26 protein-coding genes, 1 other RNA gene and 1 pseudogene are annotated in these 26,769 nt (G+C 47.9%); 15 read left to right on the top strand and 13 right to left on the bottom strand.

Annotation, left to right across the window (positions count from 1 at the left end; all coding sequences use genetic code 11):
* The first annotated feature begins 50 nt into the window (after positions 1–50).
* The 4 genes from queG (at position 51) to PSE6802_RS0107225 (ending at position 4,213) form a co-directional block, all read left to right on the top strand.
* Positions 51–998: a tRNA epoxyqueuosine(34) reductase QueG gene (queG, locus tag PSE6802_RS0107240; protein WP_019499388.1), complete on the top strand. Its 948-nt coding sequence runs from the start codon at positions 51–53 to the stop codon at positions 996–998.
* Between the two features lie 190 nt (positions 999–1,188).
* A complete protein-coding gene (lysA, locus tag PSE6802_RS0107235; RefSeq protein ID WP_019499387.1) occupies positions 1,189–2,559 on the top strand; it encodes a diaminopimelate decarboxylase in 1,371 nt (456 codons plus the stop codon).
* A gap of 29 nt (positions 2,560–2,588) precedes the next feature.
* Positions 2,589–3,473 carry a diadenylate cyclase CdaA gene (cdaA, locus tag PSE6802_RS0107230; RefSeq protein WP_019499386.1) on the top strand — a complete coding sequence of 295 codons (885 nt, stop codon included), beginning with the start codon at positions 2,589–2,591 and terminating at the stop codon, positions 3,471–3,473.
* Positions 3,470–4,213: an isoprenyl transferase gene (locus PSE6802_RS0107225; protein WP_019499385.1), complete on the top strand. Its 744-nt coding sequence runs from the start codon at positions 3,470–3,472 to the stop codon at positions 4,211–4,213. Before cdaA ends, PSE6802_RS0107225 begins: the two co-directional genes overlap by 4 nt.
* Before the next feature lie 13 nt (positions 4,214–4,226).
* On the opposite strand, the gene PSE6802_RS0107220 is transcribed toward PSE6802_RS0107225, so the two are convergent.
* Positions 4,227–4,481 carry a hypothetical protein gene (locus PSE6802_RS0107220; protein WP_019499384.1) on the bottom strand — a complete coding sequence of 85 codons (255 nt, stop codon included), beginning with the start codon at positions 4,479–4,481 and terminating at the stop codon, positions 4,227–4,229.
* Positions 4,482–4,639: 158 nt separating this feature from the next.
* Between PSE6802_RS0107220 and moeB the strand changes: the two genes are divergently transcribed.
* Together moeB and PSE6802_RS0107210 are read left to right on the top strand one after the other, a co-directional pair.
* Positions 4,640–5,812 (top strand): molybdopterin-synthase adenylyltransferase MoeB, encoded by a 1,173-nt coding sequence (gene moeB / locus PSE6802_RS0107215; RefSeq protein WP_019499383.1) that lies wholly within the window; start codon positions 4,640–4,642, stop codon positions 5,810–5,812.
* A gap of 191 nt (positions 5,813–6,003) precedes the next feature.
* Positions 6,004–6,558, top strand: a complete 555-nt coding sequence (locus tag PSE6802_RS0107210) for a pentapeptide repeat-containing protein (protein ID WP_225902658.1) — start codon at positions 6,004–6,006, stop codon at positions 6,556–6,558.
* A 12-nt stretch (positions 6,559–6,570) separates the two neighbouring features.
* Here the strand turns inward: PSE6802_RS0107210 and PSE6802_RS0107205 are convergent, their stop codons facing one another.
* A complete protein-coding gene (locus PSE6802_RS0107205; protein WP_019499381.1) occupies positions 6,571–7,266 on the bottom strand; it encodes a response regulator transcription factor in 696 nt (231 codons plus the stop codon).
* Between the two features lie 114 nt (positions 7,267–7,380).
* The gene (locus PSE6802_RS0107200) at positions 7,381–8,628 is read right to left on the bottom strand and encodes an HhoA/HhoB/HtrA family serine endopeptidase (RefSeq protein WP_036945862.1); all 1,248 of its coding nucleotides are present in this window, start codon (positions 8,626–8,628) and stop codon (positions 7,381–7,383) included.
* A gap of 649 nt (positions 8,629–9,277) precedes the next feature.
* Between PSE6802_RS0107200 and PSE6802_RS0107190 the strand changes: the two genes are divergently transcribed.
* On the top strand, positions 9,278–9,505 hold the full coding sequence (locus tag PSE6802_RS0107190) for a hypothetical protein (protein ID WP_019499378.1): 228 nt from the start codon (positions 9,278–9,280) through the stop codon (positions 9,503–9,505).
* Positions 9,502–9,897 carry a retropepsin-like aspartic protease family protein gene (locus tag PSE6802_RS0107185; RefSeq protein ID WP_019499377.1) on the top strand — a complete coding sequence of 132 codons (396 nt, stop codon included), beginning with the start codon at positions 9,502–9,504 and terminating at the stop codon, positions 9,895–9,897. The genes PSE6802_RS0107190 and PSE6802_RS0107185 overlap by 4 nt, the downstream gene beginning before the upstream one ends.
* Positions 9,898–10,029: 132 nt before the next feature.
* Here PSE6802_RS0107185 and PSE6802_RS28120 read toward each other — a convergent pair whose 3' ends face one another.
* On the bottom strand, positions 10,030–10,359 hold the full coding sequence (locus PSE6802_RS28120; protein WP_019499376.1) for an addiction module antidote protein: 330 nt from the start codon (positions 10,357–10,359) through the stop codon (positions 10,030–10,032).
* 147 nt (positions 10,360–10,506) lie between these two features.
* On the opposite strand from PSE6802_RS28120, the gene PSE6802_RS0107175 reads away from it, so the two are divergent.
* A complete protein-coding gene (locus tag PSE6802_RS0107175; protein ID WP_019499375.1) occupies positions 10,507–11,169 on the top strand; it encodes a phosphoribosyltransferase in 663 nt (220 codons plus the stop codon).
* A gap of 27 nt (positions 11,170–11,196) precedes the next feature.
* Positions 11,197–12,069 carry a tRNA (5-methylaminomethyl-2-thiouridine)(34)-methyltransferase MnmD gene (locus PSE6802_RS0107170; protein ID WP_019499374.1) on the top strand — a complete coding sequence of 291 codons (873 nt, stop codon included), beginning with the start codon at positions 11,197–11,199 and terminating at the stop codon, positions 12,067–12,069.
* Here PSE6802_RS0107170 and PSE6802_RS35770 read toward each other — a convergent pair.
* The 4 genes and pseudogenes from PSE6802_RS35770 to PSE6802_RS0107155 all read right to left on the bottom strand — a co-directional run bounded on the left by PSE6802_RS35770 (position 12,066) and on the right by PSE6802_RS0107155 (position 17,317).
* Complete coding sequence (locus PSE6802_RS35770; RefSeq protein ID WP_026103127.1) at positions 12,066–13,055, bottom strand: sugar transferase; 990 nt, start codon at positions 13,053–13,055, stop codon at positions 12,066–12,068. The two genes, PSE6802_RS0107170 and PSE6802_RS35770, sit on opposite strands and share 4 nt — an antisense overlap.
* 93 nt (positions 13,056–13,148) lie before the next feature.
* Positions 13,149–14,228: pseudogene (locus tag PSE6802_RS35765) on the bottom strand (glycosyltransferase); the annotation flags it as partial.
* Between the two features lie 137 nt (positions 14,229–14,365).
* Entirely contained in the window at positions 14,366–15,637 is a 1,272-nt protein-coding gene (thrC, locus tag PSE6802_RS28115) for a threonine synthase (protein WP_225902657.1), read from the bottom strand.
* 168 nt (positions 15,638–15,805) lie between these two features.
* The gene (locus PSE6802_RS0107155; RefSeq protein WP_019499371.1) at positions 15,806–17,317 is read right to left on the bottom strand and encodes a glycoside hydrolase family 13 protein; all 1,512 of its coding nucleotides are present in this window, start codon (positions 17,315–17,317) and stop codon (positions 15,806–15,808) included.
* A gap of 391 nt (positions 17,318–17,708) precedes the next feature.
* Here PSE6802_RS0107155 and PSE6802_RS0107150 point away from each other — a divergent pair, with 391 nt between their 5' ends.
* Positions 17,709–17,930: an AbrB/MazE/SpoVT family DNA-binding domain-containing protein gene (locus PSE6802_RS0107150; RefSeq protein WP_019499370.1), complete on the top strand. Its 222-nt coding sequence runs from the start codon at positions 17,709–17,711 to the stop codon at positions 17,928–17,930.
* Positions 17,927–18,334 carry a type II toxin-antitoxin system death-on-curing family toxin gene (locus PSE6802_RS0107145; RefSeq protein WP_019499369.1) on the top strand — a complete coding sequence of 136 codons (408 nt, stop codon included), beginning with the start codon at positions 17,927–17,929 and terminating at the stop codon, positions 18,332–18,334. The genes PSE6802_RS0107150 and PSE6802_RS0107145 overlap by 4 nt, the downstream gene beginning before the upstream one ends.
* 3 nt (positions 18,335–18,337) lie before the next feature.
* Here PSE6802_RS0107145 and PSE6802_RS0107140 read toward each other — a convergent pair whose 3' ends face one another.
* A complete protein-coding gene (locus PSE6802_RS0107140; RefSeq protein ID WP_019499368.1) occupies positions 18,338–18,937 on the bottom strand; it encodes a GIY-YIG nuclease family protein in 600 nt (199 codons plus the stop codon).
* A 604-nt stretch (positions 18,938–19,541) separates the two neighbouring features.
* Between PSE6802_RS0107140 and PSE6802_RS34685 the strand changes: the two genes are divergently transcribed.
* Entirely contained in the window at positions 19,542–20,396 is an 855-nt protein-coding gene (locus tag PSE6802_RS34685) for a fasciclin domain-containing protein (RefSeq protein WP_026103126.1), read from the top strand.
* Between the two features lie 82 nt (positions 20,397–20,478).
* Here PSE6802_RS34685 and ssrA read toward each other — a convergent pair.
* Together ssrA and PSE6802_RS0107125 are read right to left on the bottom strand one after the other, a co-directional pair.
* Positions 20,479–20,866: a transfer-messenger RNA gene (ssrA, locus tag PSE6802_RS31750) on the bottom strand.
* A 25-nt stretch (positions 20,867–20,891) separates the two neighbouring features.
* Entirely contained in the window at positions 20,892–21,101 is a 210-nt protein-coding gene (locus tag PSE6802_RS0107125) for a hypothetical protein (RefSeq protein ID WP_019499365.1), read from the bottom strand.
* 218 nt (positions 21,102–21,319) lie between these two features.
* On the opposite strand from PSE6802_RS0107125, the gene PSE6802_RS0107120 reads away from it, so the two are divergent.
* Together PSE6802_RS0107120 and PSE6802_RS28110 are read left to right on the top strand one after the other, a co-directional pair.
* Positions 21,320–22,981 (top strand): DUF6930 domain-containing protein, encoded by a 1,662-nt coding sequence (locus tag PSE6802_RS0107120; RefSeq protein WP_019499364.1) that lies wholly within the window; start codon positions 21,320–21,322, stop codon positions 22,979–22,981.
* A 33-nt stretch (positions 22,982–23,014) separates the two neighbouring features.
* A complete protein-coding gene (locus tag PSE6802_RS28110; RefSeq protein ID WP_019499363.1) occupies positions 23,015–23,695 on the top strand; it encodes a tetratricopeptide repeat protein in 681 nt (226 codons plus the stop codon).
* Positions 23,696–23,793: 98 nt separating this feature from the next.
* Here PSE6802_RS28110 and lpdA read toward each other — a convergent pair whose 3' ends face one another.
* Complete coding sequence (gene lpdA, locus PSE6802_RS0107110; protein WP_019499362.1) at positions 23,794–25,179, bottom strand: dihydrolipoyl dehydrogenase; 1,386 nt, start codon at positions 25,177–25,179, stop codon at positions 23,794–23,796.
* 256 nt (positions 25,180–25,435) lie between these two features.
* Positions 25,436–26,695, bottom strand: a complete 1,260-nt coding sequence (locus PSE6802_RS28105) for a sensor domain-containing protein (protein WP_019499361.1) — start codon at positions 26,693–26,695, stop codon at positions 25,436–25,438.
* Positions 26,696–26,769: the final 74 nt, after the last annotated feature.

Genomic DNA, 26,769 nt, shown 5'->3' with positions numbered 1-26,769 from the left:
GATAAGGATTCTGCGTTACGCCTGGCAAAAAATAAGGTAATAAATAATTTTTGAAAATCGCAAACATCTCATCCATCGATATCAAACAAAAGGCACGCGAGTTAGGTTTTAATCGTGTCGGTATCGCTGCGGCTATTCAAGATTCGGCACTAACCGAAGCAGATCGTCGCCTGCAAGCGTGGCTCGATCGCGGTTTTCACGCGGATATGGATTGGATGCAAAATCCCAAACGGCAGGATATTACTCAGGTGATGCCCGACGTGCGATCGCTCGTTTGCCTTGCCCTCAACTACTACACCCCCCATCAACATAGCAACGATCCTGATGTGGCTAAAATCTCCCGTTATGGTTGGGGACGAGACTACCATCGCGTTTTGGGTAAGAAGTTGAAAGCTCTCAGTCAGTGGTTAGAAGATCGGGCTGATGGAGTTCGCACCCGCTTTTACGTAGATACCGGCCCGATCGCGGAAAAGACATGGGCAGAACGCGCTGGCATTGGTTGGATTGGCAAACACGGTAACCTGATTACCCGCGACTATGGCTCCTGGGTATTTCTCGGTGAAATTCTCACCAATCTGGAGTTAGAGCCAGATCGCCCCCACGCTCAACATTGCGGTACCTGCACGCGCTGTATCGAAGCTTGCCCGACGGGCGCGATCGCGCAGCCGTTTGTCGTCGATGCCAACCGCTGCATTGCTTACCACACGATTGAAAATAAGGCGGAGACTTTACCTGCAACCATTAGCCATAATTTGCATAACTGGGTAGCAGGCTGCGATATTTGTCAGGATGTTTGCCCCTGGAACCAGCGCTTTGCCCAGGAAACAGATGTGGCAGATTTTCAACCCTATCCCCACAACCTCGCGCCTCAAGTAAGCGAATTGGCCGAACTTAGCGATCGCGACTGGGATCGCAATTTTACAGGTTCGGCACTGCGGCGAATTAAACCTGCTCGATGGCGGCGTAATGCCAAGGCGATCGCAGACATGAATTCATGACCTTCTATCATGAATAGCATTCATGTAAACCTGAGCTAATGGACAGCTTCATAGATCATAATAATTTAGGATGCTTTTGAAATACGTCTTATAGCAATTTGTCAGTAAACACCAGGAGCTTCAAAAAGCTAACCGCTGAAAGCTGACTGCTGAAAGCTATAGCCCTATCCACCCTACTAACTATTTATTAATGACTACCGTTTTACCGAATCTACCACTTTCAACTCTGACAGAAACGCGATCGCCAAATCAACAACTATTACCCCTCACAGCCAAAATTAACGATGCCGATCGCCTGGAAATCGGTGGCTGCGATGTGGTGGAATTAGTAAAACAATACGGTTCACCTCTTTATATCGTCGATGAAGTGACGCTGCGGACTGCCTGCCAGCAATACCGCGATGCCTTTAAGCATTACTACAAAGGAGCGTCGCAGGTGTTGTATGCCTCTAAAGCCTGGAATTGCTTGGCAATCTGCGCGATCGCGGCCTCTGAGGGCTTGGGGATCGATGTCGTTTCTGGGGGGGAACTGTATACTGCTATAAAGGCTGGAGTTAAGCCGGAATTGCTCTACCTGCACGGTAACAATAAATCGCTGGACGAGCTAGAGTACGCGCTTAATGCTGGCTGCACGGTGGTAGCGGACAACTGGTGGGAACTGCACACCCTCAACCGCCTGGCTACCGATTTTGGCATACCTCCACAGATAATGCTGCGAATTACACCTGGGATTGAATGCCATACCCACGAATACATTCGCACGGGGCACCTCGACAGTAAGTTTGGCTTCGATCCTAATGATATTGATGCCGTCCTGGAGTTCGTCGCCAAATCTCAACTCAACTGTATTGGTTTGCACGCGCACATTGGTTCGCAAATCTTTGAGTTGCAACCACACAAAGACATCGGCCAGGTAATGGTGCAATGGTTTAAATCTGCTCGTAACGAATACGGCCTACATCTGACTGAATTAAATATCGGCGGCGGTCTCGGAATCCGCTATACTGAATCCGACGATCCCCCAACGATTGAGGCATGGGTGCAAGCCGTTTGTGATGGCGTGACCGCAGCCTTTGAGAGTCATGGATTGCCTTTGCCTAAGCTATTATGCGAACCAGGGCGATCGCTAGTTGGCACCTCTTGCATTACGGCATACACGATTGGTAGCAGTAAAACCGTGCCGGGCGTGCGTACCTACATCTGCGTGGATGGTGGTATGTCCGACAATCCCAGACCAATTACCTACCAGGCTCAGTATCGAGCTGTAGTAGCAAATCGCATGACTGCAAATGCCGATCTATTGGTCACTGTAGCTGGCAAGCATTGTGAATCGGGCGATATCCTGTTGAAGGATATCTATCTGCCACAAACCGAGCCAGGTGACGTACTGGTAGTATCGGCTACTGGCGCTTACAACTACAGTATGGCTTCTAATTACAATCGATTGCCCAAAATTGCCGCTGTCTTAGTACAGGATCGAGAAGCTAATTTAATCCTAAAACGCGAAACCTACCAAGACTTAATTCGTCAGGATTGCTTGCCGTCAAGGTTAAAGTTTTAGGTAATCGCCATGAATTGAGAGGGCTATGGATGCCGTGGTTAAGCATCAACTCAGTTGTAATATGGCTAATAGTAGACGCGCTATTCGTGCTGCTATTGGTCTACTTGATCTTAGCGCTGAGCAGCGATCGCCGTACCCTGTTAATGGTGCGCGGCTTTATTATCTTGCTGATCGTGAATATCTTAAGCAACCGTTTGGGACTGCAGCTACTTAGCTTTGTCCTGGATAAATTGCTAGTAGGGGCGGCACTGGCAATGGCTGTAATTTTTCAGTCAGAATTGCGGCGCTTCCTGGAACAGTTAGGGCGTGGTGATGTCTTATCACTTCTGAGTCCCGTGCGCAGTCGCCGCGCTTATACAATTGCACCTAGTGTCATCGATGAGTTAGTCGAGGCTGTGGTCGAACTTTCCCAAAATCGCACTGGGGCGCTGCTGATCGTTGAAACCAGCGAGCCAATCGAAGAGCGGGATTTCCCCGTACCTGGAGTGCGCATTAATGCGGAGCTATCGAAGGAGTTATTGCAAACGATTTTTCAAACTTCTACTCTGCTGCACGATGGAGCCGTATGGCTGCGAGAAGATCGGGTGATTGCAGCGGGTGTAATTTTGCCACTTTCCGATCGTGCTGCTTCGCGGGAGATCGGTACCAGGCACCGTGCTGCCATGGGGATTACCGACCGGATTAGAGCGTGTTTTTGTATTGTGGTGTCGGAGGAGACAGGCTCGATTGCGATCGCCGAAAATGGTAATTTAGATCGTCCGATTACAAGCGCCAGGTTGCGCGAAATTCTTGAAGAAAAGTTTGCCTCTCCGGCACCGACTACTCTAGTAGGAACGGTTCCCCGTTTTGATAAGTTATGGAAATGGGTTGGACTGGGGAAAATATTAAAACGGAAATCGTCACTAAAGAAATGACTGCTAAGCTACTGCAAACCCTACCTGCCGATTTAGATCGTCAACGCCTACCCAGGCATGTAGCTGTAATTATGGACGGCAACGGTCGCTGGGCCAAAAGGCAAGGACTACCTCGCGTCATAGGGCATCGACAGGGGGTCGATGCACTCAAAGATTTGCTACGCTGCTGCAAGGATTGGGGGATTGAGTCTCTGACTGCCTACGCCTTTTCTACGGAGAACTGGGGGCGACCGGCGGAAGAGGTCGATTTTCTGATGGTTTTGTTCGAGCGGATGCTGCGGCAAGAACTCGAACAAATGCACCTGGAGGGCGTAAAGATTCGCTTTGTGGGAGATCTCGACCCTTTACCCAAATCCCTACAGGCAGAAATGCACCGCTCTATGGTCGAGACCGCTGATAATCGTGCCATTCAGTTCACAGTGGCGATTAACTACGGCGGTCGCCACGAAATCGTGAAAGTCAGCCGCCAGTTAGCGGATATGGTGAGGCACAACCAGTTAAACCCAGAAGAAATTACGGAAAAATTATTTGCCGATCATCTCTACACGGCTGGGGTGCGCGATCCCGACCTGCTAATTCGTACTAGCGGGGAAATGCGCCTGAGTAATTTTTTACTGTGGCAGATTGCCTACACGGAGATTTACTTCACCGATATTCTGTGGCCGGAGTTCAATAGAGTGGAATTTCATCGCGCCCTGATGGCTTACCAGGAACGCGATCGCCGCTTTGGTAAAATTTAGACTTCAGTTAGATTCAGGTCGTAATGGGAACAAATCGAGAGCGATCGCGGGGTAGTTGGCGCACGGATACGCGTTTTAAACCTAGTTTGCCCTCAAACTCTTGAATATAGTCAACTCCTTCACCACGTTCCTCACGCCGATCCAGATCGCGCAACAATTCCAGAATTTTGGTATCCAGACCGGGTTCTCCACTAAAGAGATGCATCAAGGTTTCACTACAATCATCATCCGGGTAAATCGGGATGTAATAAATGTAAGGAGTATCCATAGGGTTTAGAAGCGAATTAGCTCATAACTTTACACTCAACTACACTATAGATCGCTTGGCTATAATTAGCAGTTGTACAATGTTAAACTCAGCCTAAGAAAAGTTAGCCAAGTTACAGACCGTAGGCATCAGCAGTAATTACTCGATCGTGCTAAATCATGCTAAATCCCGACCTTAACTCTATTCAACTTAACCAGGACGAATACGAACGTTACTCTCGCCATCTCATCCTGCCTGAAGTTAGTCTCGAAGGGCAGAAACGACTCAAAGCCGCCAGCGTACTTTGTGTGGGTACGGGTGGGTTAGGCTCTCCCTTGTTGTTATATCTAGCTGCGGCTGGCATCGGACGCATTGGGATCGTCGATTTTGATGTCGTCGATACTTCTAATCTCCAACGCCAGGTCATTCACGGCACATCATGGGTAGGTAAACCCAAAATTGTCTCCGCTAAGGATCGCATTCACGAGATCAATCCACATTGCCAAGTAGATCTCTATGAAACAAGGCTTAGCTCCGCAAATGCCCTAGAGATTTTTGCACCCTATGACATCATCGTAGATGGTACCGACAACTTCCCAACCCGCTACCTGGTTAATGATGCCTGCGTTTTGCTGAATAAGCCCAACGTCTACGGTTCGATTTTCCGCTTTGAGGGGCAGGCAACTGTCTTTAACTACGAGGGCGGGCCCAACTACCGCGATCTTTATCCAGAGCCACCGCCTCCTGGTCTGGTGCCATCCTGTGCCGAAGGTGGAGTATTGGGGATTTTGCCTGGTGTAATCGGTGTAATTCAGGCAACTGAGACGGTTAAAATCGTTCTGGGAAAAGGGACGACTTTAAGCGGTCGACTTCTACTTTATGATGCCTTGAATATGTCATTCCGCGAGCTAAAGCTCCGACCGAATCCCGTCCGACCTGTAATTGAGAAATTAATCGACTACGAGCAGTTCTGTGGCATCCCGCAGGCAAAGGCAAGCGAATCGCAAGCCCAACAAGATATCCCTGAAATTACCGTACGGGAGTTGAAGGCAATCATTGATGCTAATACTGGGGAATATGCGATCGTTGACGTGCGCAATCCCAATGAGTGGGAAATTGGGAGAATTCCAGGTACGCACCTCGTACCATTACCTGAGATTGAGAATGGCAAGGGAGTTGAGACGGTCAGATCTTTGCTTAACGGCCATAAGCTAATCGTCCATTGTAAGATGGGTGGTAGATCTGCTAAGGCTTTAAGTATTCTCAAACAAGCCGGGATTGAGGGTATCAATGTCAAAGGTGGTATTAACGCCTGGAGTCAGGAGATCGATCCCAGCGTGCCGAAATACTAAATACAAATACATTGGGGGCGTGGGGGTTGCGCTCCCAGAAGGGGGTTTCACCCCTTCTACCCCCTCAAAACTTTTGTTTCGGTCTACTCTAGCCAAAAATCAAAATATAGATTAAAAACAAGGGGAGGCAAGACGCAATATGTTGTGCTTCCCTTAGTAGTTAACTAATGTCAGTTCAAGGAATAAAGTCATTGAGAGTTGAGGATCTTCTTGCAAGTTATAGCCGTGGAGTAAGGGACTTCGCTGGAGAGGATTTAAGTGGTGTGAGCCTTAAGGGTGCCAAGCTAAATGGAATCAAATTCCAGGGGGCAAATCTATCTAAAACCGATTTCAGTGGTAGTTACCTAAGTGAAGCCGTTTTTGACGGTGCTAACCTCTATGAAGTTAATTTAAGAGGGGCAATGGTAAAAGGCGCTAGTTTTGTGCGAGCCAACGTTAGTTGGGGTAACCTGACCTGGGCCAACCTGACTAATGTAAACTTTAGCTACTGTAATTTGAACGTAACTAATTTTAGCGGCGCTAATCTAATTGAGGCGGATTTTAGTTTAGCCAACCTCAAAGGGGCTAATTTACGGGGAACTAACCTGAGGGGAGCCAAACTGCTCAACGTTCAAACTATTGTCGATGCTGAATTCACAGGCGCTAAAAATATGAGTGATGCCGTGAAGGCTTACCTATGCTCGATCGCTTCTGGATCTCATCCTTTCACTAAACACAAAACTAAGGAATCCTTGGGCTGTCCGTAGTATCTCGATTGGCTAGCCAAAGCGATAGCCCTTGCCATAAACAGAGTTAATCAGTGACTTGCGATCGCTGGGATCTAGATCGATCTTGCGCCGTAGTAGTTTGATCTGCGCTACTAAAGCATTGCTAGCTGGAATGTCTTCTGTTGTCCAGAGGTGCTGGTTAATTTGTTCGTGGGTCAGCAATTGGTTAGGATGCTGCATAAAATAAGCCAGCAGTTGGCACTCCTTGTCCGAAAGAGGGATAGTGCGTCCATCTCTCAAGGCAATTTGATTATCCAGGTCGAGTTCGAGATCGGCGCATCGCAAGCGTCTCGGTTCCGCTTCTGCTACGACACGAGCGCCCATTGAGGGCGATCGCCGCAGTAGGGCCCGCACCCGTGCCAACAGCTCGCGCAACTCGAATGGTTTGATCAGGTAATCATCTGCACCGCTGTCGAGTCCGACCACGCGATCGTCGAGGGTATCTCTAGCCGTTAGTAACAGTACTGGCGTGCTATCTGATTTTTGCCGAAGTTGCCGACATATTTCTACGCCCGAGCAACCCGGCATTACCCAGTCTAAAATGAGCAAATCGTATCTTCCCGCTAGGGCTAGATCCAGTCCGATATCTCCGCGATCGGCAACATCTACGGTATAGCCCTGATTGGTTAGCAGTCTTTGTAAAGGCTGTGTTAGCTCTACTTCATCGTCAACTAAAAGCAATCGCATAAACCCTCACCCCTCACCCCTCACCCGAGGGAGAGGGGAAACAAAACCAAAGCGGGGGCTGCGCCCCTGCGACTCTTAATTTAATTATGATGGTGCGTGCATTGCAAACATCGATCAACCAGCATTTTGTTGCGGGAATTTACCTGCTTCCAGGCTGACATTCACGACCTGTCCGTTTCGCTTTAGCTCGACTCGCAGGCGATCGCCCACAGATTTGCCTTCTACAAACTGCTGAATTTTATCGGCTGATGTGGTATTTTCACCATCGATTTTGACAATTACGTCTCCAGGACGAATACCGGCTGAGGCAGCAGGCGAATTTGGTACGACCCGCGTTACTAAAACGCCGCTTTCCTCCGTAACTTTGATATCAGAATTTTGGTCGTCGTTGATCTCTTTCTTGACATTGGGATCGAGCGTGAGCATTTGAATACCTAGATAAGCTCTAGTGACGCTGCCTTTCTCGATCAACTGCTTGGCAATCCGCTGAGCTGTTTCGATCGGAATGGCAAATCCCAGACCCTGGGCACCTTGAATGATCGCTGTATTAACCCCAATTACTTCCCCTTTCTGGTTGAGCAACGGGCCTCCCGAATTACCAGGGTTAATCGCGGCATCAGTTTGAATGAAGTTAACTCGCTTATCTACCCCAATTTGACCGCTGCTGCGACCAAGGGCGCTAATGATACCAGCGGTGACGGTGCTATCTAGCCCCAGAGGATTGCCGATCGCGATCGCCCATTCACCGGGTTGCAGATTTTGAGAGCTACCCAGACTCACCACCGGTAAGTTGGTTTCGTTTACCTTCACCACGGCAATATCGGTAAGCGTATCTCGGCCTAAAACTTTACCTTCGAGCTTTCTACCATCTTTGAGGATAACCGTAACGCGATCGGCACCGTCAACCACATGGGCGTTGGTGATAATGTCACCTTCTTTATTAATAATGAAACCAGAACCAGTGCCTCGTTCTACTCTTTCTCGTGGCAAGCGCCTTTGTGTAAATTCATCGCCAAAGAATTGTCGGAAAAATGGATCGTTAAACACGTCGGGCAACGGCTCGTTTGCTACCGTGCGGGAGGCGTTAATCCTAACTACAGCAGGGCCGGTGCGGTTGACAGCTTCGGCAATAAAGTTGTAGTTGCCATCGGTAATGGGGGCTTTTGTCGTTACTTTATCTTTCGTATTATCCTGCGCTATCACCGGCGTGACCGAGGTTACTTGAGAAAGACTGGGAGCCGGAGCATTGGGGGGAACAATCCTAGCAATTACCGCCCATGCGCCAATGCCAGCCCCCAGGCATACTAGCACCACATACAACAATGTTTTCTTGAGAGGATTAGCTTTGTTAGGGTCTTTCATAGCCTCTAGTTTTACCTTAGTTGTTATCGATAGCAGCAACCAAGCTGGTTCGAGCCGATCTGGGCTTTCCTCCATGCAGGAGTTAGCCCCTAGTGCTACGTTATACCCAATTTTTAGTTGCTATACAATTATTATCCGAAAATTCCTGGCGTGATGGTAAAAAAAATGTACGGAAAACCGCAACTTAGGATGAGTTAGTAGCAAAATACAAAGACATGTATAGCAATCCTACTTTATTTAGCTATGAGGCGAAAGAATTTAGAGGCAGCGATCGCATTATCTCGGTGATGCTTCCAGCATTTCAATTAATATCAAATCCGCATTAATTACTCCCCTTAAGAAGATAAAATTGGAGAATGACAAGAACAGCACACCTAGAACAGCACACCATGTCACTAATCTGTTGTTTGACCTCAGCTAAATGACCTCAGTAGGTGTAGTTCAGGATCGAGGTGCAACGATCGCACTCTGGATTACGACATTTATAGCGAGGTTTCCCCTCAGCAATCGATGCCGCCACAGACAAACGCACCGAGCTACTCAACGCACTAATGGCGCAGGTATAAAGGAGATGCCTCTACGATCCAGGTCGTGCTCCAGTATAATCTGATAAACTGAAGCCAAGGCTAGGATAGTAAAAGGTGACCCAGTGGCTGAGATTCTAACCCTAGAAGAAATGGCAAAGCACTACGACGGTGAGTGGCTTTTGATTGCCTACACAGAACTGGATGAGGATTTAAATGTGGTGAGGGGAGAGGTATTGGCACACTCCTCTAGCCAAGAAGAAATTTATCAGGCTTTACCCCTAGCAAAAGGGAAAGCGGTGGCGTTTGAATATGTTGGGAGAGTCCCAGACGACTTGGCTTTCATGGTATGACAAGGCGCTTTTACGCTCTCCAGCGTTACGGTAATCTTTTTTGGCTAAAAGCAGTCGTGATGGGCGAATCTAGAGATCCAAGAGTAGTCCGGCTGCTGGTTGACACAGGCTCAAGTTATACGGTAATGCCACCCAAGGTGTTGATGGAAATTGGTTGTGATGTGTCTGCCCCCAATCGTCGGGTTGCGATTATGGCAGCAGGCGGAATGATGCAGCCTCCTGTGGTGAATGTACCTTTTTTTAACTGTTTGGGACAACAAGTGGAAAACTTTTCTGTGCTTGCTCTCAATCTCCCGTTTAATCCGTTGGTCAATGGTCTTTTGGGAATGGATTTTCTGAAACACTGTGGCGCAACGATTCAGATACGAGAATCAAAAATTATTTTGGAGTGAGAGACGTAAAATTCGATGTAGCGACATCCAGGAACCTGCACCCGTAATGCGATCGCCTAGAACAACAAATCGATGCTGCCACTAGCAAACGCACAGAACTACTCAACGCATTAATGGCGCAGGTGTAAGAATCTATGTTTCGGAAACATCCTCTGAAGACGACATAGGCAGAGGCGTAAACACGATTCCAATCCCCACAGAATTGAGAACATTATTGATGGTTGATAAACCCGGATTGCCGTTTTCAGACAGACTCTTGTAGAGGCTTTCGCGCCCGACCGAAAGTTCTTGGGCAACTTCGCGCACGCCTTTATTCACCTTCACGACCTGCCGTAACGCCACCAAAAATCCCTCCATCCCGTTTTCTTCCAGAGCAGTTTGCAAGTATCCAGCAACAAATTCAGGATTGGTCAAGTCATCATGGAGCATCTCTTCTAACGGCTTTGTGTGTAGCGTTCCCATAATTCAGCTGTACAGTCATAAATTTCCAGGGCACAGCCCCTCAATTATAACTTTCTTAGCTCCTGCACCCTGTCCTAATCCTTTTTGCTATAGCTATAATTCTAGATTAGGGGATCGCTGTGTTTTGCCAGCAAGGAGGCAAACATCATGACGACAAGGTTTCGCGATCGCACAGAGGCAGGACGACTCTTAGCCCCACATCTGGCAATGTATGCTAACCGCCCTGATGCGATCGTCTTAGCACTACCGCGTGGTGGTGTTCCCGTTGCTTTTGAAGTCGCTAAAGCACTGCACGTACCATTAGATATTTGTCTGGTAAGGAAGTTGGGCATCCCTGGTCATCAAGAGTTAGCTATGGGAGCGATCGCCATGCACGGCATTCAGGTATTGAATCACAGCATCATCAAGAAACTAGGTGTCGATCGCGCCACAATTGAGCGGGTAACGGCCTCGGAAAAGCAGGAACTAGCAAGGCGCGATCGCCTGTATCGGGGCGATCGCCCCTTCCCCGATTTACACGGGCAGACAGTAATCCTGATAGATGACGGCATTGCCACTGGTGCAACTATAAGGGCAGCGATCCAGGCGATCCAGGCCAGTCATCCCCACCAGATTGTCGTCGCCACTCCCGTTGCACCTGCCTCCACCTGCAAGGAGTTGAATGAGGTATGCGATCGCGTAGTATGCCTGATGCAGCCCGAGCCGCTTTATTCGATTAGCAACTGGTACGATGATTTTTCGCAAACAACCGATGCTGAGGTAAAGTATCTGTTGGCGCAGTCTACCAGAGAACTGGAAGGGGAGATATGAGTGTAGTTATCAGTTTTAGCTGTGATTATGGATTCAGATTTACAAGATCGGCTAACTTTGCTCGCAACCGCTGATGGTTCGACCACTTTTTTTAGTGATGTTTTTGGGGAGGCTTTTCACAGCATTCACGGTGCCAAGCAAGAAGCCGAAGCTAAGTTTGTTCTGCCCGCCCGTATCCGTGCCAAAGCCGAACGAAAAGGTTGCGTCAATATTATCGATGTTTGTTATGGCTTGGGATATAACTCCGCCGCCGCGATCGCCTGTATCGACGAGCTGGGATCTGGCAAACCACAACTACAGATCGTTGCCCTGGAAAATAATTGGCAAGTACCAAAAGCAGCGATCGCCAGCGGTTTACTGGATATTTGGCCGCAGACATTAGTCCAGCACCTGAAAGTCCTGGCCGAAACCAAAGGCGTGAAAACAGCCAACCTCAATCTAAGTTTGTTAATTGGCGATGCCCGTCAAACGATGCAAGACCTACCCAAGACCTGGGCAGACGCGATCTTCCTCGATCCTTTTTCCCCACCCCGTTGCCCGCAACTATGGACGATGGAGTTTATCTCTCTGTTGGCGAGTTGCCTCAAACCCGATGGTTATCTCGTCACCTATTCCTGCGCGGCAGCAGTGCGATCGGCGATGTTAGCAGCAGGCCTGGAGATTAGCTCTTCATCTCCAGTGGGCAGAAAAGCGCCGGGAACAGTCGCCGCCTTCTCCAACAATGACCTACCACCCTTAACAGAAGCAGAAAAAGAAATTTTACAGACACGTGCGGCAATACCATACCGAGATCCGCACCTGAGCGATCCTGCGGCTGCAATTATTCAGCGGCGGCAGTTAGAACAAAACCTGAGCGGGTTAGAGTCAACTTCGGCATGGAAGCGTCGGCAAAGGGCTTAAACAGCCTGATTCTTTTTATCGAATAACACGAGAATGGTTCTGAGAATTAGCCACAGGTCGTATTTGATGCTCCAATTTTTTTGATATTGCAAATCTAACTTCACCACGTCTTCAAACTTGCGAACGCTGGAACGTCCGCTTACCTGCCACTCACCCGTAATTCCAGGTTTGACATCAAGACGACTCCACTCATTGATTAAAGTATTCTGGTCGAGCTGGTATAGATCGAATCTGTAGTTATCTACCTCACTGGTTAAGGGCGGTCGCGTGCCCACCAGACTCATATCGCCGAGCAAGACATTCCAAAATTGTGGAAACTCATCCAAACTGGTCTTGCGCAGGAATCTACCCACACTCGTAATCCTGGGATCGGTTTCGTTCTTAAAGAAGTTGCCATCTGCTTGATTTGCAACCGTATTTTTCAGCGCTTCGGCATCGGATACCATGGAGCGAAACTTCCAAATCCGAAAGCGCTTCCCAAACAACCCGCAACGGATCTGGCTGAATAAAACTGGACCTGGGCTGTTGAGTTTGATGGCGATCGCGATCGGAACAAACAAAATCGCTGTAAATGCCAATCCCACCAGCGCGCCCACAATATCAATCGCGCGTTTTAATCGACTCTGTACGGAAGGGTGGAAAGACATAGCACCCGCTGTATCTGCGTCATCGATAGTACGTGTAGAGAAAGTAAGATTCTCAATCTTAAATACTTGCTGTAGCTTGGTCATTTCCAGTACGACCGTAACCTGTGGTTGCAGGCTCCATAGCACTAGTTCATTGCCGGAGTTTTGAGCAAATCTCAACGCGCTCACCAGAGCGCCCACACCAGAGCTGTCAACAAACTGCGTCGCGCTCATATCTATGACAATCTTGCGATACTGGATGTGGCAAATTTCCTCCAAACTTTGACTAAATTTTGCTGCTTCCATAACAGTCAGGCGTTCTGGAGTGCTAACAAGTATAGTATCTTTGAAGCTCAGGATTGTGGTAGCCGATGAAGGCTCTTCTTCTTCCTCTGTTGTTTCGGCCTCAGGGGAGCTGACATATTTTATTTTGGATTTTAATTGGGGGGTTTGCAGAGCCAGTTGCTCTGATTGCACTATTAAGCAATCGACTGCCTTAAAAAAGTTGAGCAACCTGGCTGAGAGACTTAAATCCTTAACTCGGGTTTTTGCTTCGATAAAAACCGTGCGACTATGACATAGATACTTAGCGACAATCAGAAAAGGAACTGCTACACCTGCTCCAGTTGAGATCGCAACTTCTGGTTTTTCCTTGCGCAATACTTGAAATGCCAGCCAGAAATTCCGAATTAGATTGGGCAAGTTACGGTTGGTAGGACTATATGCCCAATAGACCTTGCAACCTTGCAAATCTGCCATTGTAGTTGGCGTGCGGAAGGTTACCCAAGTGGTATGCGGGTGGCTCGACCAGAAAGCTTTCAATTCCTGCATGAACTTGTAGTGTCCACCCGAAGAGCAAATCAACATTAGCTTGCCTTCCGTACTATATCGATCGCGTAAATACTCAGCAATAAAGTCGGGTTCTGTTAGTTCCTTAGCAATTAGGTCGGAAATTCCAGGTACATCGTTCAGGAACAGGTTTGGAGAAGTAAATTTGCTCAGATCCGTTGTCTGCAAAAATTTAAGAACTTCAGCCTTGCGGTTGTAATTCTTCAAATCGTTGGGGGTAAAGAGTACCCCGGCCAGGTTTTTAATAGAGGTTTCTAACCCATGCTTGGTTAGGAAATCGATTAAATTTATGGCTGTTAAAAACTTAACTAGATCGGCTGGCGATCGCGCGATCGTCACCCCCTGTTTTTCCAAAGCATCGGCCATTTCGACCTGGTGATCGTCGACATGCTCGCCATACTTACGCATGCGCGGTACCAGTATGTACGGCTTAGCCAGATCCTCTAAAAGCAATGCCGTCCCTTCACCGCAGTGGGCAATAACCAGGCGCGATCGCTCGATTAAAGCGCGAAAGTCTCGCTCTGGCAAAGATGGAAATCCCCTCACCCCTTGGGGCAAGCTAGTGGAGGAGCCATACTGGACAACGACCTCTTCGTCTATATAGCCATAGTCCAGGAGTACACCAATCCAGTCGAGGAGAGCATTAAATTGATATTGCTCGGTGCCAACAGTTACAAAGATCATGGTGTTGAGGCTTATCCCCAGGATTTTGTATGGGGTGTTGCTAGTGCCTAGTAAATTAGTTTAAGCAACTATCTACTGATAGGCAATCATCTCGATCGAGTTCTGGACATCTAAATCGGACGAATCAACAACAACAACTACGATTCATCAACAATTATTGTGCGTACGACACTTCCCTCAGTAATATGCTCTTCTACCGGATAGGTATGACCGCAGCAGTTTACTACCACTACGTCATTTGGTTTAATCGCACCTTGCTTTGCTAACTTAATGGTTCCAGCAAAGGCTAGAGCCGCCGCAGGTTCTACCGATATGCCCTCCGTTGTCGCTACTACCCGTGTCGTCGCATAGGCATCCTCATCGCTTGCATCTTCCATCGTGCCACCATAGCGATCGACCAGTCCTTTCAGCAATTCGTATGCTTGGCCGGGTGTGCCAGTTGCCAAGGGCATAATATTTGTTTGTGGGTTTAGTACTGGGGTAGCAGTCGCTTCACCTGCTTTGAATGCTTTTACCATTGGCGCGCAACCAGAGGGCTGAATTATGCCCAGGGCGGGTACTTTATCGACAAAGCCCAGTTCTTTTAACTCTTCAAAACCCTTTGCCACTCCGGCTGGCCCCATGCCGCCACTGACTCCTTGAATGTACCAATCAGGAGAACGCCAGTGCAACTGTTCGGCGAGTTCAAACGCTAAGGTTTTCATACCGGCGACACCGGCCATATTCTTGATCCCCCTATCCAGAAAGATACCTTTTTCTTCCGCGAAATTGGCTGCGATAACCTTAACCTGGTCGTAAGTACCTCTAACTTTGATTACTTCTGTGCCAAAGAGACAGATCTCGCGCAGCTTGGGATCGGGTATATTTTCGACTACGAACGCCCACATTTTAATTCCAGCTCTCGCGGCATAGGCGGCATAGGCAAGCGCCACATTTCCAGTGGAGGCAAGCGCAAATTCTGTGATGCCTCTTTCTTTCATCACTGAGATCGCCACTGATGCCTGTCTATCTTTGAACGACCCGGTTGGCCCCTGACGCTCATCTTTAATGTAGAGGCGCTCTAAACCCAGCATTGCCCCAAGTTTCTTCGCATGTAAGAGCGGCGTTACACCCTCGCCCATACTGACAATATTTTCAGGATTGGCAACAGGTAGCAGTTCTCGATAGCGCCATATGCTATTTTCGCGACTGCGCAAATGGTCTTGCCACTTGAGGCGCATTTGCCTGTTGAGATCGCGCCGCGATCTAAAGAAGTTAGCAATCAGGTTGCTACCACACTTAGGACAAATAGATTGAATTCTCTCGCCCACCGTTTGGGTATACCCACAGTCAAGACACTGTAAACTTATCTTTCTAGACTCCTCTAGGTCATCCATTTTGTTGGGTTTAAGCATTGAGATCGTTGCCATTAGCTTGGTTGCACTAGGTATTGTCTGAGCTAAAACTTACATGCCAAGACGTAGTGGAACTACTCCAGGGGTGATGAGTCCAACTTCTGTCTTTGCCTGCGTACGATTTAGCTGATATAAAGAAGTTACCCAAGTGCACTGAGAAAGTATACTCGATCGCCAAAATAACTAAGCCAGGACTAAGCCAGAGCGGGCTGGAACTAACAAGCTAAGTATCGGCGCGATCGCAGTAAATTCCTCACTACCATCCCTATTCTGCCATGAAAAGGTTATACCAACCCCATATACTATTCGCTCCGGTAGCTGAGGGTTGCCTTCTAACTTAACCTCACAGCTAATTTGCTTCGGTTCAGTGCTGACATTAACTGCGACGATCGCCACTTCATTCCCTAACTGACGGGCAAACGCATAGACTCCCCCTTCGGCAAACAGAGTACGATACTTGCCAATCCTGAGAGCAGGGTATGTATGGCGCAATTTAATTAATTGATAATGATAGTCCAGCGTGACTCCGTGCCATTCCGCCTCGGGGGGAAAAGCACGGCGGCAGTCTGGGTCGATGCCACCTGCTAAACCCACTTCGTCGCCATAGTAAACGCTGGGAGCACCAGGGAAGGTGAATAACAACAGCGTCGCCAATTTCACACTAGATCGCGCTTCTTCTAGAGAATCTTCCTTCTCACCACCTGCGATCGCCAATAATCTCGCGGTATCGTGACTATCCAACAGGTTCAGTTGTGTAAGTTGAATTTCCCAAGGGTATAGTGCTAAAAGATGTTCGATTTTAGCGGCATAGCCAGCCGCGTCAAGGGCGGGATAGGGTTGGAAGCTGCTGTGATGGCGCACGTATTCGATCTGTACGCGATCGCCCGCCGTAAATGCCACATTCGCTTCGGTAAATCGATAGTTCATCACGCCATCAAACTGAGTGCCATCCAGCCATTCACTGGCATCATCCCAAATCTCTCCCACGATGTAAGCTTCGGGATTAATCGCTTTGACGCGATCTCGAAATTCTTGCCAAAAGCCCGGCGTTTTAACGCAATTCGGTACATCTAGCCGCCACCCATCAATGCCTTGTGCGATCCAATACTCGCCAACGCGCATGATGTATTCCCGCACGTCCGGGTTGTCGTGGTTAAACTCTGGCAGAGCGCGATTCCCCGCCCAACTGACGTAGTTGGCAGGGCGATCGCCATCATAGGGACATAGCGGCCAGTCTTCGATCTTAAACCAATCCACCCAAGGGGAATGCGGGCCATTTTCAAGAATGTCATTAAAGAAGAAGAAGCCACGACTGGCATGGTTGAACACGCCATCGAGTACGATTTTAATCTGACGTTGATGCGCTGCGGTTAATAGTTGCTCGAATGCCGCATTTCCACCCAATAATGGGTCAATTTGATAATAATCGTGGGTATGGTAGCGATGGTTGCAAGCGGACTGAAAGATGGGCGTAAAGTAAATGGCGTTAATGCCCAGGTTCTGCAAATAATCGAGTTTTTCGATTACGCCCCACAGGTTGCCACCCTTATATCCCTGTAGGGTGGGCATCGCCTCCCACGATTCCAGAGATCTCGATGTAACTGTTCCTGACGGTACTTTTCCTTTGGCAAAGCGATCGGGGAAGATCTGGTAGAAAACCGCGTGTTTAACCCATTCAGGCGTGCGAATCTGCATATTTCACCTCATGCAAACCAAGAACAAGCGATCGATTAGATGGCTACGAGCAATCAATGTTACAACATTTGTTGTAACATTATTATATAGCTATAGCCAACAGGCTTAGGAAGGGGTGCAGGGGTTCCACACGGCAGTGGCTCTAGCGGGGAACCCCCAAGACCGCCCTGCCTCCCCTGCGTGGGGGCGCAACCCCCACACCTCAATGTCCTAACAGATCTGTCTATGGCTATATAGCGAGTTTCCAATCGGTATGGAAAGGGGCTATCGGCTGCGTTCCGTACGCACCTCTAAGCAGGGGTAGAACCCTATTCGCCCCCAAAATAAGACTTTTCTTGATTGAAAAGCACTATACGTATGCGGATTAACTGAGGATCTCAAGGAGGTTGTGATGCTTCTCAATGTCAAGAAAAGAGGTAACTCATTGAGCGTAATTATTCCAAAAGAAATGGCATCCAGTATGAATGTTGAAGATGGCAATCATCTCTTCGCGACTAAAACCCCTTTTGGGTACGAGATTTCTGCCTACGATCCTGAATTTGCCAAGAAAATCGAAGTTGCCAGGCGTGGTATTAGAAAGTACAGAAACGCATTAATTGAGTTAGCTAAGTGAGCGAACCCTACTGGCTCGATTTACATGATGTTTACGCCATACATGGAGAAATTCTAGCAGAATCGGGTGGTGCCACTGGAGTCTTGCATGAGGGGGCAATCGAATCAACCCTAAACAAACCTAGAAATCTATATTACTACAGTGAAGGCAATGCCACCCTATACGAACTGGCGGCTGCTTATGGTTATGGATTTGCTAAAAATCACGGCTTTATCGACGGCAATAAAAGAGTGGCGCTTATTGTTGTTTATACATTTTTAGCAATTAATGGCATTGAACTTATAGCTTCTGAAGTCGATGCCGCCAGTTTTTTCCTGGATTTAGCTGCAAGTTCGGAAACACAGGCAGAAAGCACGAAAAAACTGACCGATTGGTTGCAGGTAAACTGCGAACCAATTCCCTAAAATTCATTGCGCGAAAGGGGCGCTCCAGAGTGCCCAGTTTTCTTTGTTAAATGGCGATCGCCACTTCAAAATCTCGTTCAACTCTAACTGTCGCCTTAAGCGATCGTCCTGGGGCACTTCCCAATAGAATGCGATCGCGATCGCCTCAGGCATACCATGCGTAAAGTGCAACTGTTTGTAGTTATCCACATACCGTTTGCAATCGTGCTGATTTGACCAACGACGATCCACTTTGCAGGTTTGCCCAATATAGAGGATTATTTGCGCTAATGTATCGATCGCAAAATACAGACACGAGTCGCTACCAATGTCAGAAGGGCGATCGAAGAAAAAGAAGTTATGTAGCCTCAAACAGAACGGATCGATTTCCGGCGATGGCATGGAGGACAGGTAGGTTGGAGCAACCAGGTCAAATAATTCCCCTTGCTTGGTGCATTGTCCCTGACGAACGCCATGCTGATATTCAGCAATACTTACTTTCCATTTTTCCAGTCTCGATCTGTCCATCTCCCAAATGGGTTGTGCGCTCGGTGAAGGCTTGACTTGATAATTAACTTCTGCATCTGAAAATAGGAATTGCTGTTCGTCTTTTCGTTTCGGCATGTACTGGCGCTCCTATGTAAAATTTCGCAGCTTCACTATAAGCTATGCGATCGGCTATAGACTATGACGCACGGCAAAGATATATCTCATTCGATCGGGCGATCGCTCCAACTCCAAGCATTTAGATTGGAGAGAGATTGGTTTAAATAGATATTCAGTTTCGATCTAAAAACAACAACGCGAACCCTTAAAAGACGGAGTTTAGTGCATCTAAGTTCCCAAACTATGATTCATTCTTTTTATGATTCCAAGAGAGCTTATTTATGTGCTAATAAAGAATTTACTTGGACATAAAATAACTTCGACTAAAACTGCATCTAAGCCCGTCAAAGCAATATTTTGAGGTTAACACAACCCTTTAGTGACGTATCTCTCTTGAAAAAGATCCCGCGTTGTAACGATTTGTAAAGAAAAGTGTTCGATGAGTTCCTTGTATGTCCTTCTCTAGTGCATGATAGAACTGTTTTAGAATCCGCAAGAGAAGCAATTTTTGATAGTCGCTATCTACGCCTTAAGAGAGATGAAAGACCTCAACTACTTCGCAACAATGACCCGTAACTTAATAATTACTTAAGTTTCCGCACACATAGCGAAAATGGAGATTATGAAAGTGCAAAGCTACTTGTCAAAAGTTGTTAGTTTGACTAGCCTGGTAGGCATCATTGCTGTTGCTAGCCTTCCTGCTGTTGCAGAAACTTCTAAGAAAGTTGGTGCTGAAACAAAGCCTGTTGCTACGCCTGCTGTAAAGAAACCCACTGTTTCGGAAACTGCTCCAGCAATTCCCACAAAGGTACAGCCTGCGGTTACGGAGACCGTGCCTGCAAGCATCACTAACAAGGTAAAACCTGCTGTCTCAGAAACTGGAGCACCTGCTAAGCCTACGACTGAAAAGCCTGCGACCGCAGAAACCACTCCTTCTGAAAAGCCAACCAGCACTGAAAAACCTGCTTCTCCTGCTACTACAGAAAGTCCAGCGGCACCTGCACAACCTTCTGAGTCAACCGAGAAACCAACAGAGAAGCCCACCACCGCAGATTCTGCTACTACCGTGGTTGGTATGGTAAGCTCTAGTAACTCTTTCAAAACTTTGGCTGCTGCCATTAAAGCCGCCGATCTCGATAGCACCCTAGCTGGTAAAGGGCCATACACTCTATTTGCCCCTACAGATGGAGCTTTTGCTGCTCTTCCCAAAGGTACGGTAGAAGCCTTAATGAAACCTGAAAACAAAGATAAGCTAGTTAAGGTTTTGACGTATCATGTAGTGCCTAGTGAGGCTACTACTTCTAGCCTCAAACCGGGGAAAGTAACTTCTGTGGAAGGAAGTGCTATTGATGTTAAAGTATCTGGGAAAGAAGTGATGATTAATGATGCCAAGGTACTTAAAGCAGACGTTAGAGCCAGCAATGGCATCATCCACGTTATTGACAAGGTAATCTTGCCCCCTGACGCTGCTAAATAATATCGGTATCATTTCATTAAACCTAAAGGTTTACTACTAGATCGCTAAGCTAAAAATCCCGCAGCAAAAGCTGCGGGATTTTTAATGGAACCGGGCAGAGTCGAACTGCCGTCCGTAATAGCTCATAACGCCCCACTCATTCACAGGTTTATCCACGCTTATCCTTGTGGAGGGAACTACCTATTGTCCCAGGTAGCGGGATGCTCTAGTAACTTGCTTGGGCTAACAGATTACCAGAGAAAACTGCTAGCTGCATCCGTTGGGGTTATCTAATATGCTTAACGGAGTGACACATTAGAGCTCGAAACCGAAATAGGGGTTCTTAGGCAGCTACGAGAGCTGATTTACGAGCAAAAGGTACGATGTTGTTCGCATGTACTTGTTTTGAGCCTTGATTAGCGAGAGATGACTCAATCTCGACCTGCATCATAGGATAGTTTCCACTAAAACGTCGAAACCGTTGCGGTCCCATACACAACTATTATAGCTTATAGCTCAATCAATTGAGATAGTTTGAGGCCCGCTATTTTTGTTCTGACCGTTGCTATTGGTAGCATTGCTAGCAGGAGATGCACCCTGCTTTTCTAGCCATGTTTTTAAGGGGTCTTCTTTAAGATCTAGGCGCAGGAATCCTGAGACTAGCCCGCCCATAAAAGCCACTGGCTGTACGAATAATTCTTGTAATATGGGTTTTAGTTCGTCCATTACTGTCAATAACGATTAGGTTAGCATTAGGCTTTGAAAGTGGTTGATTCCTTTTCTGCTGTTCAAATTATACTTTATGCTTGAAAAAGCTGTCCTAGAAAGACGGGGTTTAAACCCATTTTTTGATAAATCTGAGGAAAAGCTTGCCCCCCAGACACCGGGCGCAAGCTGTTTCAATTTCTCTAGTGTTGAAGCTAGAGGTACGTATGGAGGTTTGAATGACCACGCTCAATAGTTCCACTCTGCGCCGCTTAAAAAAACTAAAGCAAGCCCCGACTGTATGGGAGGGTGATTGCCGTCCATTGCCGCGATCGCGCGGTCAACATGAGGGGACTAATTTGATCCATATTCACCAAAATGCGATCGAAGAAGATCGTCCTCAATGCATTATTTGGGTGGACGGCAGCATGGGCATGGTACGCTCTATGGACATCGTGGAACCAGAGGTCGGGCAGGAAGCCTTCGTCCGTGCTTTGCTACAAGCAATGGAGCGTCCTCAAAGCCCTGCTCAAATGGGGATGCCACAAAAGATTCTGGTGCGCGATCGCTCGATGCAATTCTATTTACGCGGCGTGTTGCAGGATTTAAATATTACGGTTGAGTATGTCGAGCAGTTACCTTTAATTGATGAAATTTTTGCAAACATTATCCAACACACCAGTGCTTCTCCTCCTACCGTACCTGTAGAACAAGCTCCGGCTCTGTATCATCAAGCCGATCTACTGTGCTGCCAAGCGCCTTGGGAATATCTCTGGGATCATGAGGTAATTGCGGTAGAAGTTAATGGTTGGGACTTGGGTACGCTTTATGCTGTAGTAATGGGGCGGTTGGGCTTAGAGCAGGGTGCGATCTTTTATCGTTCCAAAGAGTCGCTGATGCAGTTTCGCCAGCGCATAGCAGAAAATGAGTCCGAAGACGATCTAGAGGAAACTTTCCTGCACCAGGACTGTCTGTTCGTGCTATTTGAATCGACCGAGTCGCTGACTGAGCCGGAGTTAACTTCACTGCGCTCCTACGGTTGGCCGATAACGCAGGATAGCGTCTACCCAATTTTTGGGATGCTGCATCCACTAGAGGGTGGTAGGCCATTCTTGTACGACGAGGAGGCGATCGCTCTTACTGTTGCTATTGACAGTTTCAACCAGTTTTTAGCACAGCACGGCAATAAACTCAAATCTGGCGACCTGCCAGCTTTACAAGGCCAATATCCGATTCAGGTTACTACTGGCGATCGAGAAACTACTAACCTGAGCGTAACTGTAAAGACTATGCCAGAGCTATCTGAAGAAATTCATGGCTTGGTGGAAGCATATGAAGATAAAGCTCCTCTCATTCATGAAGATCTATGGCCGGATAAGTCATTATTTCAACTGTTAGCTATGCCGTGGAGCAGCATTAAGACTTTACGCTCGTCTGCCCCTCACCATTACAATGCCGATCTAGCTTTCCCGGAGAAAGGAGATGCTCTTTCGGGTTTATTAATCCAGACATCTCGGCCTAAAGCATTAGATCTGATCCGCGAGATCGAAAAGCTGGGCGGAATTAAGGGGATTTGCTTTAATCCAGCCGAGTCGTTTTTGGGTGAAACCTGCGAGCTAGGCTTAGTCGTGATGGGTAATGGCGATCTGCACCTGTTCGGTGAGTTTCATGACGATGAGGCAGACTCAGAGCTGGTGCGTAAAAAATGGAAGCAGCGCTGCAAGACAGCTAAGGGCAACTGTGCCGTGATTATTGCTATGGGCGCTACTGGACTATCGCGAGGCAACCCCGACCTGCATCATATTCTGGGTTACTATGAAGTAAAGTTGATTCCGGCAAAAGAGCTAGGCTTAGGTACTTTACGTGCCGAACCAATGTTTGATTTTGATTTTGATTTTTGACATTTAAGCTAGCCAGTTAGATTGGCGAGAGCCATGTCTCCTTTTTATACCAACATTATTGTTTTGGGCATATTTGCTATTAGTGGCACGCTAGCTTTGCCATCTGATAGTTATGCTGCTTCGTCAGTCTTAGTCGCACGAGTTAGGGCTGAGGATCTAGTGAGGCGTGGCGTAACCAGGTACAAACGCGGCGATAAAAAGGGAGCGATCGGGTATTTTACTCAGGCATTGCGGCTCAACCCCAAAATTGTCAGCGCCTATATGAATAGGGGAATTGCCAGGGCAGAATTAGGTAATAGGCTGGGAGCAATGCAAGATTTCGATCGCGCCATCAAGCTCAGCCCCAAGGATGCCAAAATTTACTATAGTCGCGGCATTACTCGATTTAGACTGGGTAATTACCAAGAAGCGATCGCCGACTACGATCGAGCAGTCAAAATTAACCCTAAATTCGCCGAAGCCTACGGCAATCGAGGAGTAGCGCGAGCCATGACAGGCGATAAGCAGGGAGCGATTGAGGATTACAGTCAGGCATTGAAGCTAAAACCGCAGGATGCCCAGATCTACGTTAATCGCGGTCTAGCGCGATTTGAGTTTGGCGATCGCCCTGGTGCGATCGAAGATTTTCAAAAAGCCGCCAGCATATATAAAAAACAGGGCAAGGTGGCAAACTACCAAAAAACGCAGGAATTAATTTCCCAAGCCCAGTCTTAGGGGCAACCTTTCTGGTTTGTCCCGAGGTTTAGGGCAGGCACTGGGTCTGGGGCAGAAGGCACTGCCCCTACAATTTTGTTTTTTGAGGTGGAGATTGCCTAAACGTGGGCTGCGCGTTTGTAGGCTTCATCCAGAACTTCGCTGAGCGTGGGGTGGGCGTGAACGTTACGGGCTAGTTTGTAGACGCTGGCACGCTGGGCGATCGCGGCGGAAGCTTCGTGAATTAGATCCGAGGCGTGAATGCCCATAATATGTACGCCTAAAAGCTCGCCGTTATCCTGACGGTAGATAATTTTGGCAAGACCATCGGTTTCTACTTCGGCGATCGCTTTGGAATTGCCCTTGTAGTAAGAACGTACCGTGGCAATTTGAAATCCTTCTTCGTCACCTTTGGCTTTAGCTTGTGGTTCGGTCAAGCCCACAAAACTAATTTCAGGATGCGTAAAGGCAGCAGCGGGAATGCTGAGGTAGTCAACTGTGGCATGACGACCGCAGATATTTTCGACGGCAACAACCCCTTGGGCAGAGGCGGTATGGGCTAACATCATTTTGCCCGTGGCATCGCCGATCGCCCAGAGGTGGGGCACGCCCGTTGCCATGGTGTCGTCAACTTCAATGAAGCCGCGCCGATCTGGAGACAGCCCCACTGTTTCCAACCCAATGTCTTTAGTGAGTGGAATGCGTCCGGTGGCAACCAAGCACGCATCTACCTCCAGCACTTCACCGTTGGAGAGTTCGATGATGACTGGCGAACCGGGGGTTACCTTCTTTGCCAGGATACCTACTTTAGTTTCGATATCGCGGGGGGTAATCAAAACCCTTTCTGCGAGTTTGGCAATGTCAGGATCGAATCCGGGCATCAGCGTGTCTAAAGCCTCGATCATAGTCACTTCCGCGCCGAGTGCCGTGTAGACATCGGAAAACTCCAGTCCAATATAGCCGCTACCAATAATTGCCACCCAATCTGGCACCCAATCTAGTCGAATCGCTTCGTCGCTGGTGAATACGGTCTTGCCGTCTAATTCAATACCGGGCGGGACAAACGGCACCGAACCCGTAGCCAGAATAATGTCTTTAGCGGTAATGATGCGATCGCCTACCTGAAGTTTCTGTTGGCCTGCGACCTTTGCTCTGCCATGAATAGTATCGACACCAAGTCTTTTGAGGCTATTGGTGAGGTCGCCCCTGAGTTTGTCCACAGTTTTGCTGGCATGACCCGCGATCGCGGTGCGATCAAAGCTTACCTCCCCAACATCAATACCTAAAACCCTGAGATGTTCCTTGGCACGCAGTTCGCGCACGCGCCCCGAAGCGGCCAGGAGTGCTTTTGAGGGGATACAACCGCGATTGACGCAAGTACCACCCATATCTGCGGCTTCGACGATCGCTGTTTTGAGACCGCAGGCAACGGCATGTATGGCTGCACCGTGACCGCCTACACCTGCGCCCACGATCGCCAAATCGTAATCAAACTGTTCAGACACTAGCGAACTTCTCCAAATAAAAACCTACGCATTCGTAATATAGCCGTAGATAGATCTGTTAGGACAGGGGGTGTGGGGGCTGCGCCCCCACGCAGGGGAGGCAGGGCGGTCTTGGGGGTTTCCCCCTAGAGCCACTGCCGTGTTCTACCCCTGCACCCGGTCATAAGCCTAGTGGCTACAGCTATAGTAACTGCACTATATATTTTGTCACCCTTTAGCCGCTAGTTAGAACCAGGCTAAAGTGAAATCGTCTCTGCTAAGTTGTCTCGCGAGCAGGTGGTTGGGCTTGGGCTTTTTTGAGTAACTCGGTCACTTCGCTGGCCGATCGGGGAGTGCTGAAGAAAAATCCTTGCCCTTCTATACATCCCAAAGATTGCAGGCATTGCATTTGTTCTAAGGTTTCAATGCCCTCAGCTACTACTGATAGATTCAGGCTCCTGCCTAGTGATAGCAAAGCTGTGGCGATCGCTCTGTCATAGGGGTTAACGGCTAGATCCTTGACAAAATAGCGATCGACTTTGAGCGATTGGCATGGTAGCTCTTTGAGATAGCTGAGCGAAGTGTAGCCCATACCAAAATCATCGATGGTAATTGTTATACCCATCTCTCTAAGTTGCCCTAAAACCCAGCGAGTATGGTCGATATCCTGCATCATGGCAGTCTCGGTAATTTCCAACTCCAGAAAACGAGGAGATAAGCGGGTTTCCTTTAATACTTTTTCCACGCTTGAAATAAAATCTGGTTGCTGCACCTGGCGCAATGACAGATTGACCGCTACGCGAAATTTCGACAATCCCGCCTCTATCCACGCTCTATTTTGCAGGCAGGCCGTACGCAGCACCCACTCACCAATGGGAATAATCAGTCCGGTTTGCTCGGCGATCGGAATAAATCTATTTGGGACAATCCACCCCAATTCTGGAGATGCCCAGCGCAATAAAGCCTCAGTGCCAATAACTTCACCAGTATTAATGTTGACTTTGGGTTGATAGTAGACGGTTAGCTCTTTTTGCTCTAGGGCGTAATATAAACGGTTTTCTAAGATTAATTGTTCGCTAATTTGGGGACTGCCTTGAGGGGTATGGGCGTAACTGTTCCGTATCTCTGCCTGTTTGCGCTCGGTAATATCACTACCGACAAATAAAATGTGGGGTTGGCCGCTACAGGTGATTAATTCCGCCGATAGTTCTACGTTTCTAATTAAACCCGATCTCGTATAAAACTTTACTTGATGGTTAAATATCCCCCCCTCAGCACAAACCATACTAAAAATGTAGTCGTGTTCGTCTGGATCCACCCAGAGCCTTAGAGCTAGACTATTTTGCCTGAGTATTTCTTCCCTGGTATAGCCCAAATCCCGACAAAAGCTATCATTAACTTCAACTAACTCTCCGTCCGGTAGCGTACTAATAGCAACGATCGCGGACGAAAACCAAAAGGCCTTGGCAAATGTCTCTCTTTCGCAAATGTTAGTCGCTAGACTATCGGTAAGCTTGCTATGGCTATTGCTTAACATCCCTACTCCCCAAGTGGCAAAATTAACAAGACCAATCTATCTGCAATCGCAATTTATTTATGCTATCTAGCTAG

The organism is Pseudanabaena sp. PCC 6802 (assembly GCF_000332175.1).
Taxonomy (GTDB): domain Bacteria; phylum Cyanobacteriota; class Cyanobacteriia; order Pseudanabaenales; family Pseudanabaenaceae; genus PCC-6802.
This window is presented reverse-complemented; position numbering and strand designations above follow the sequence as displayed.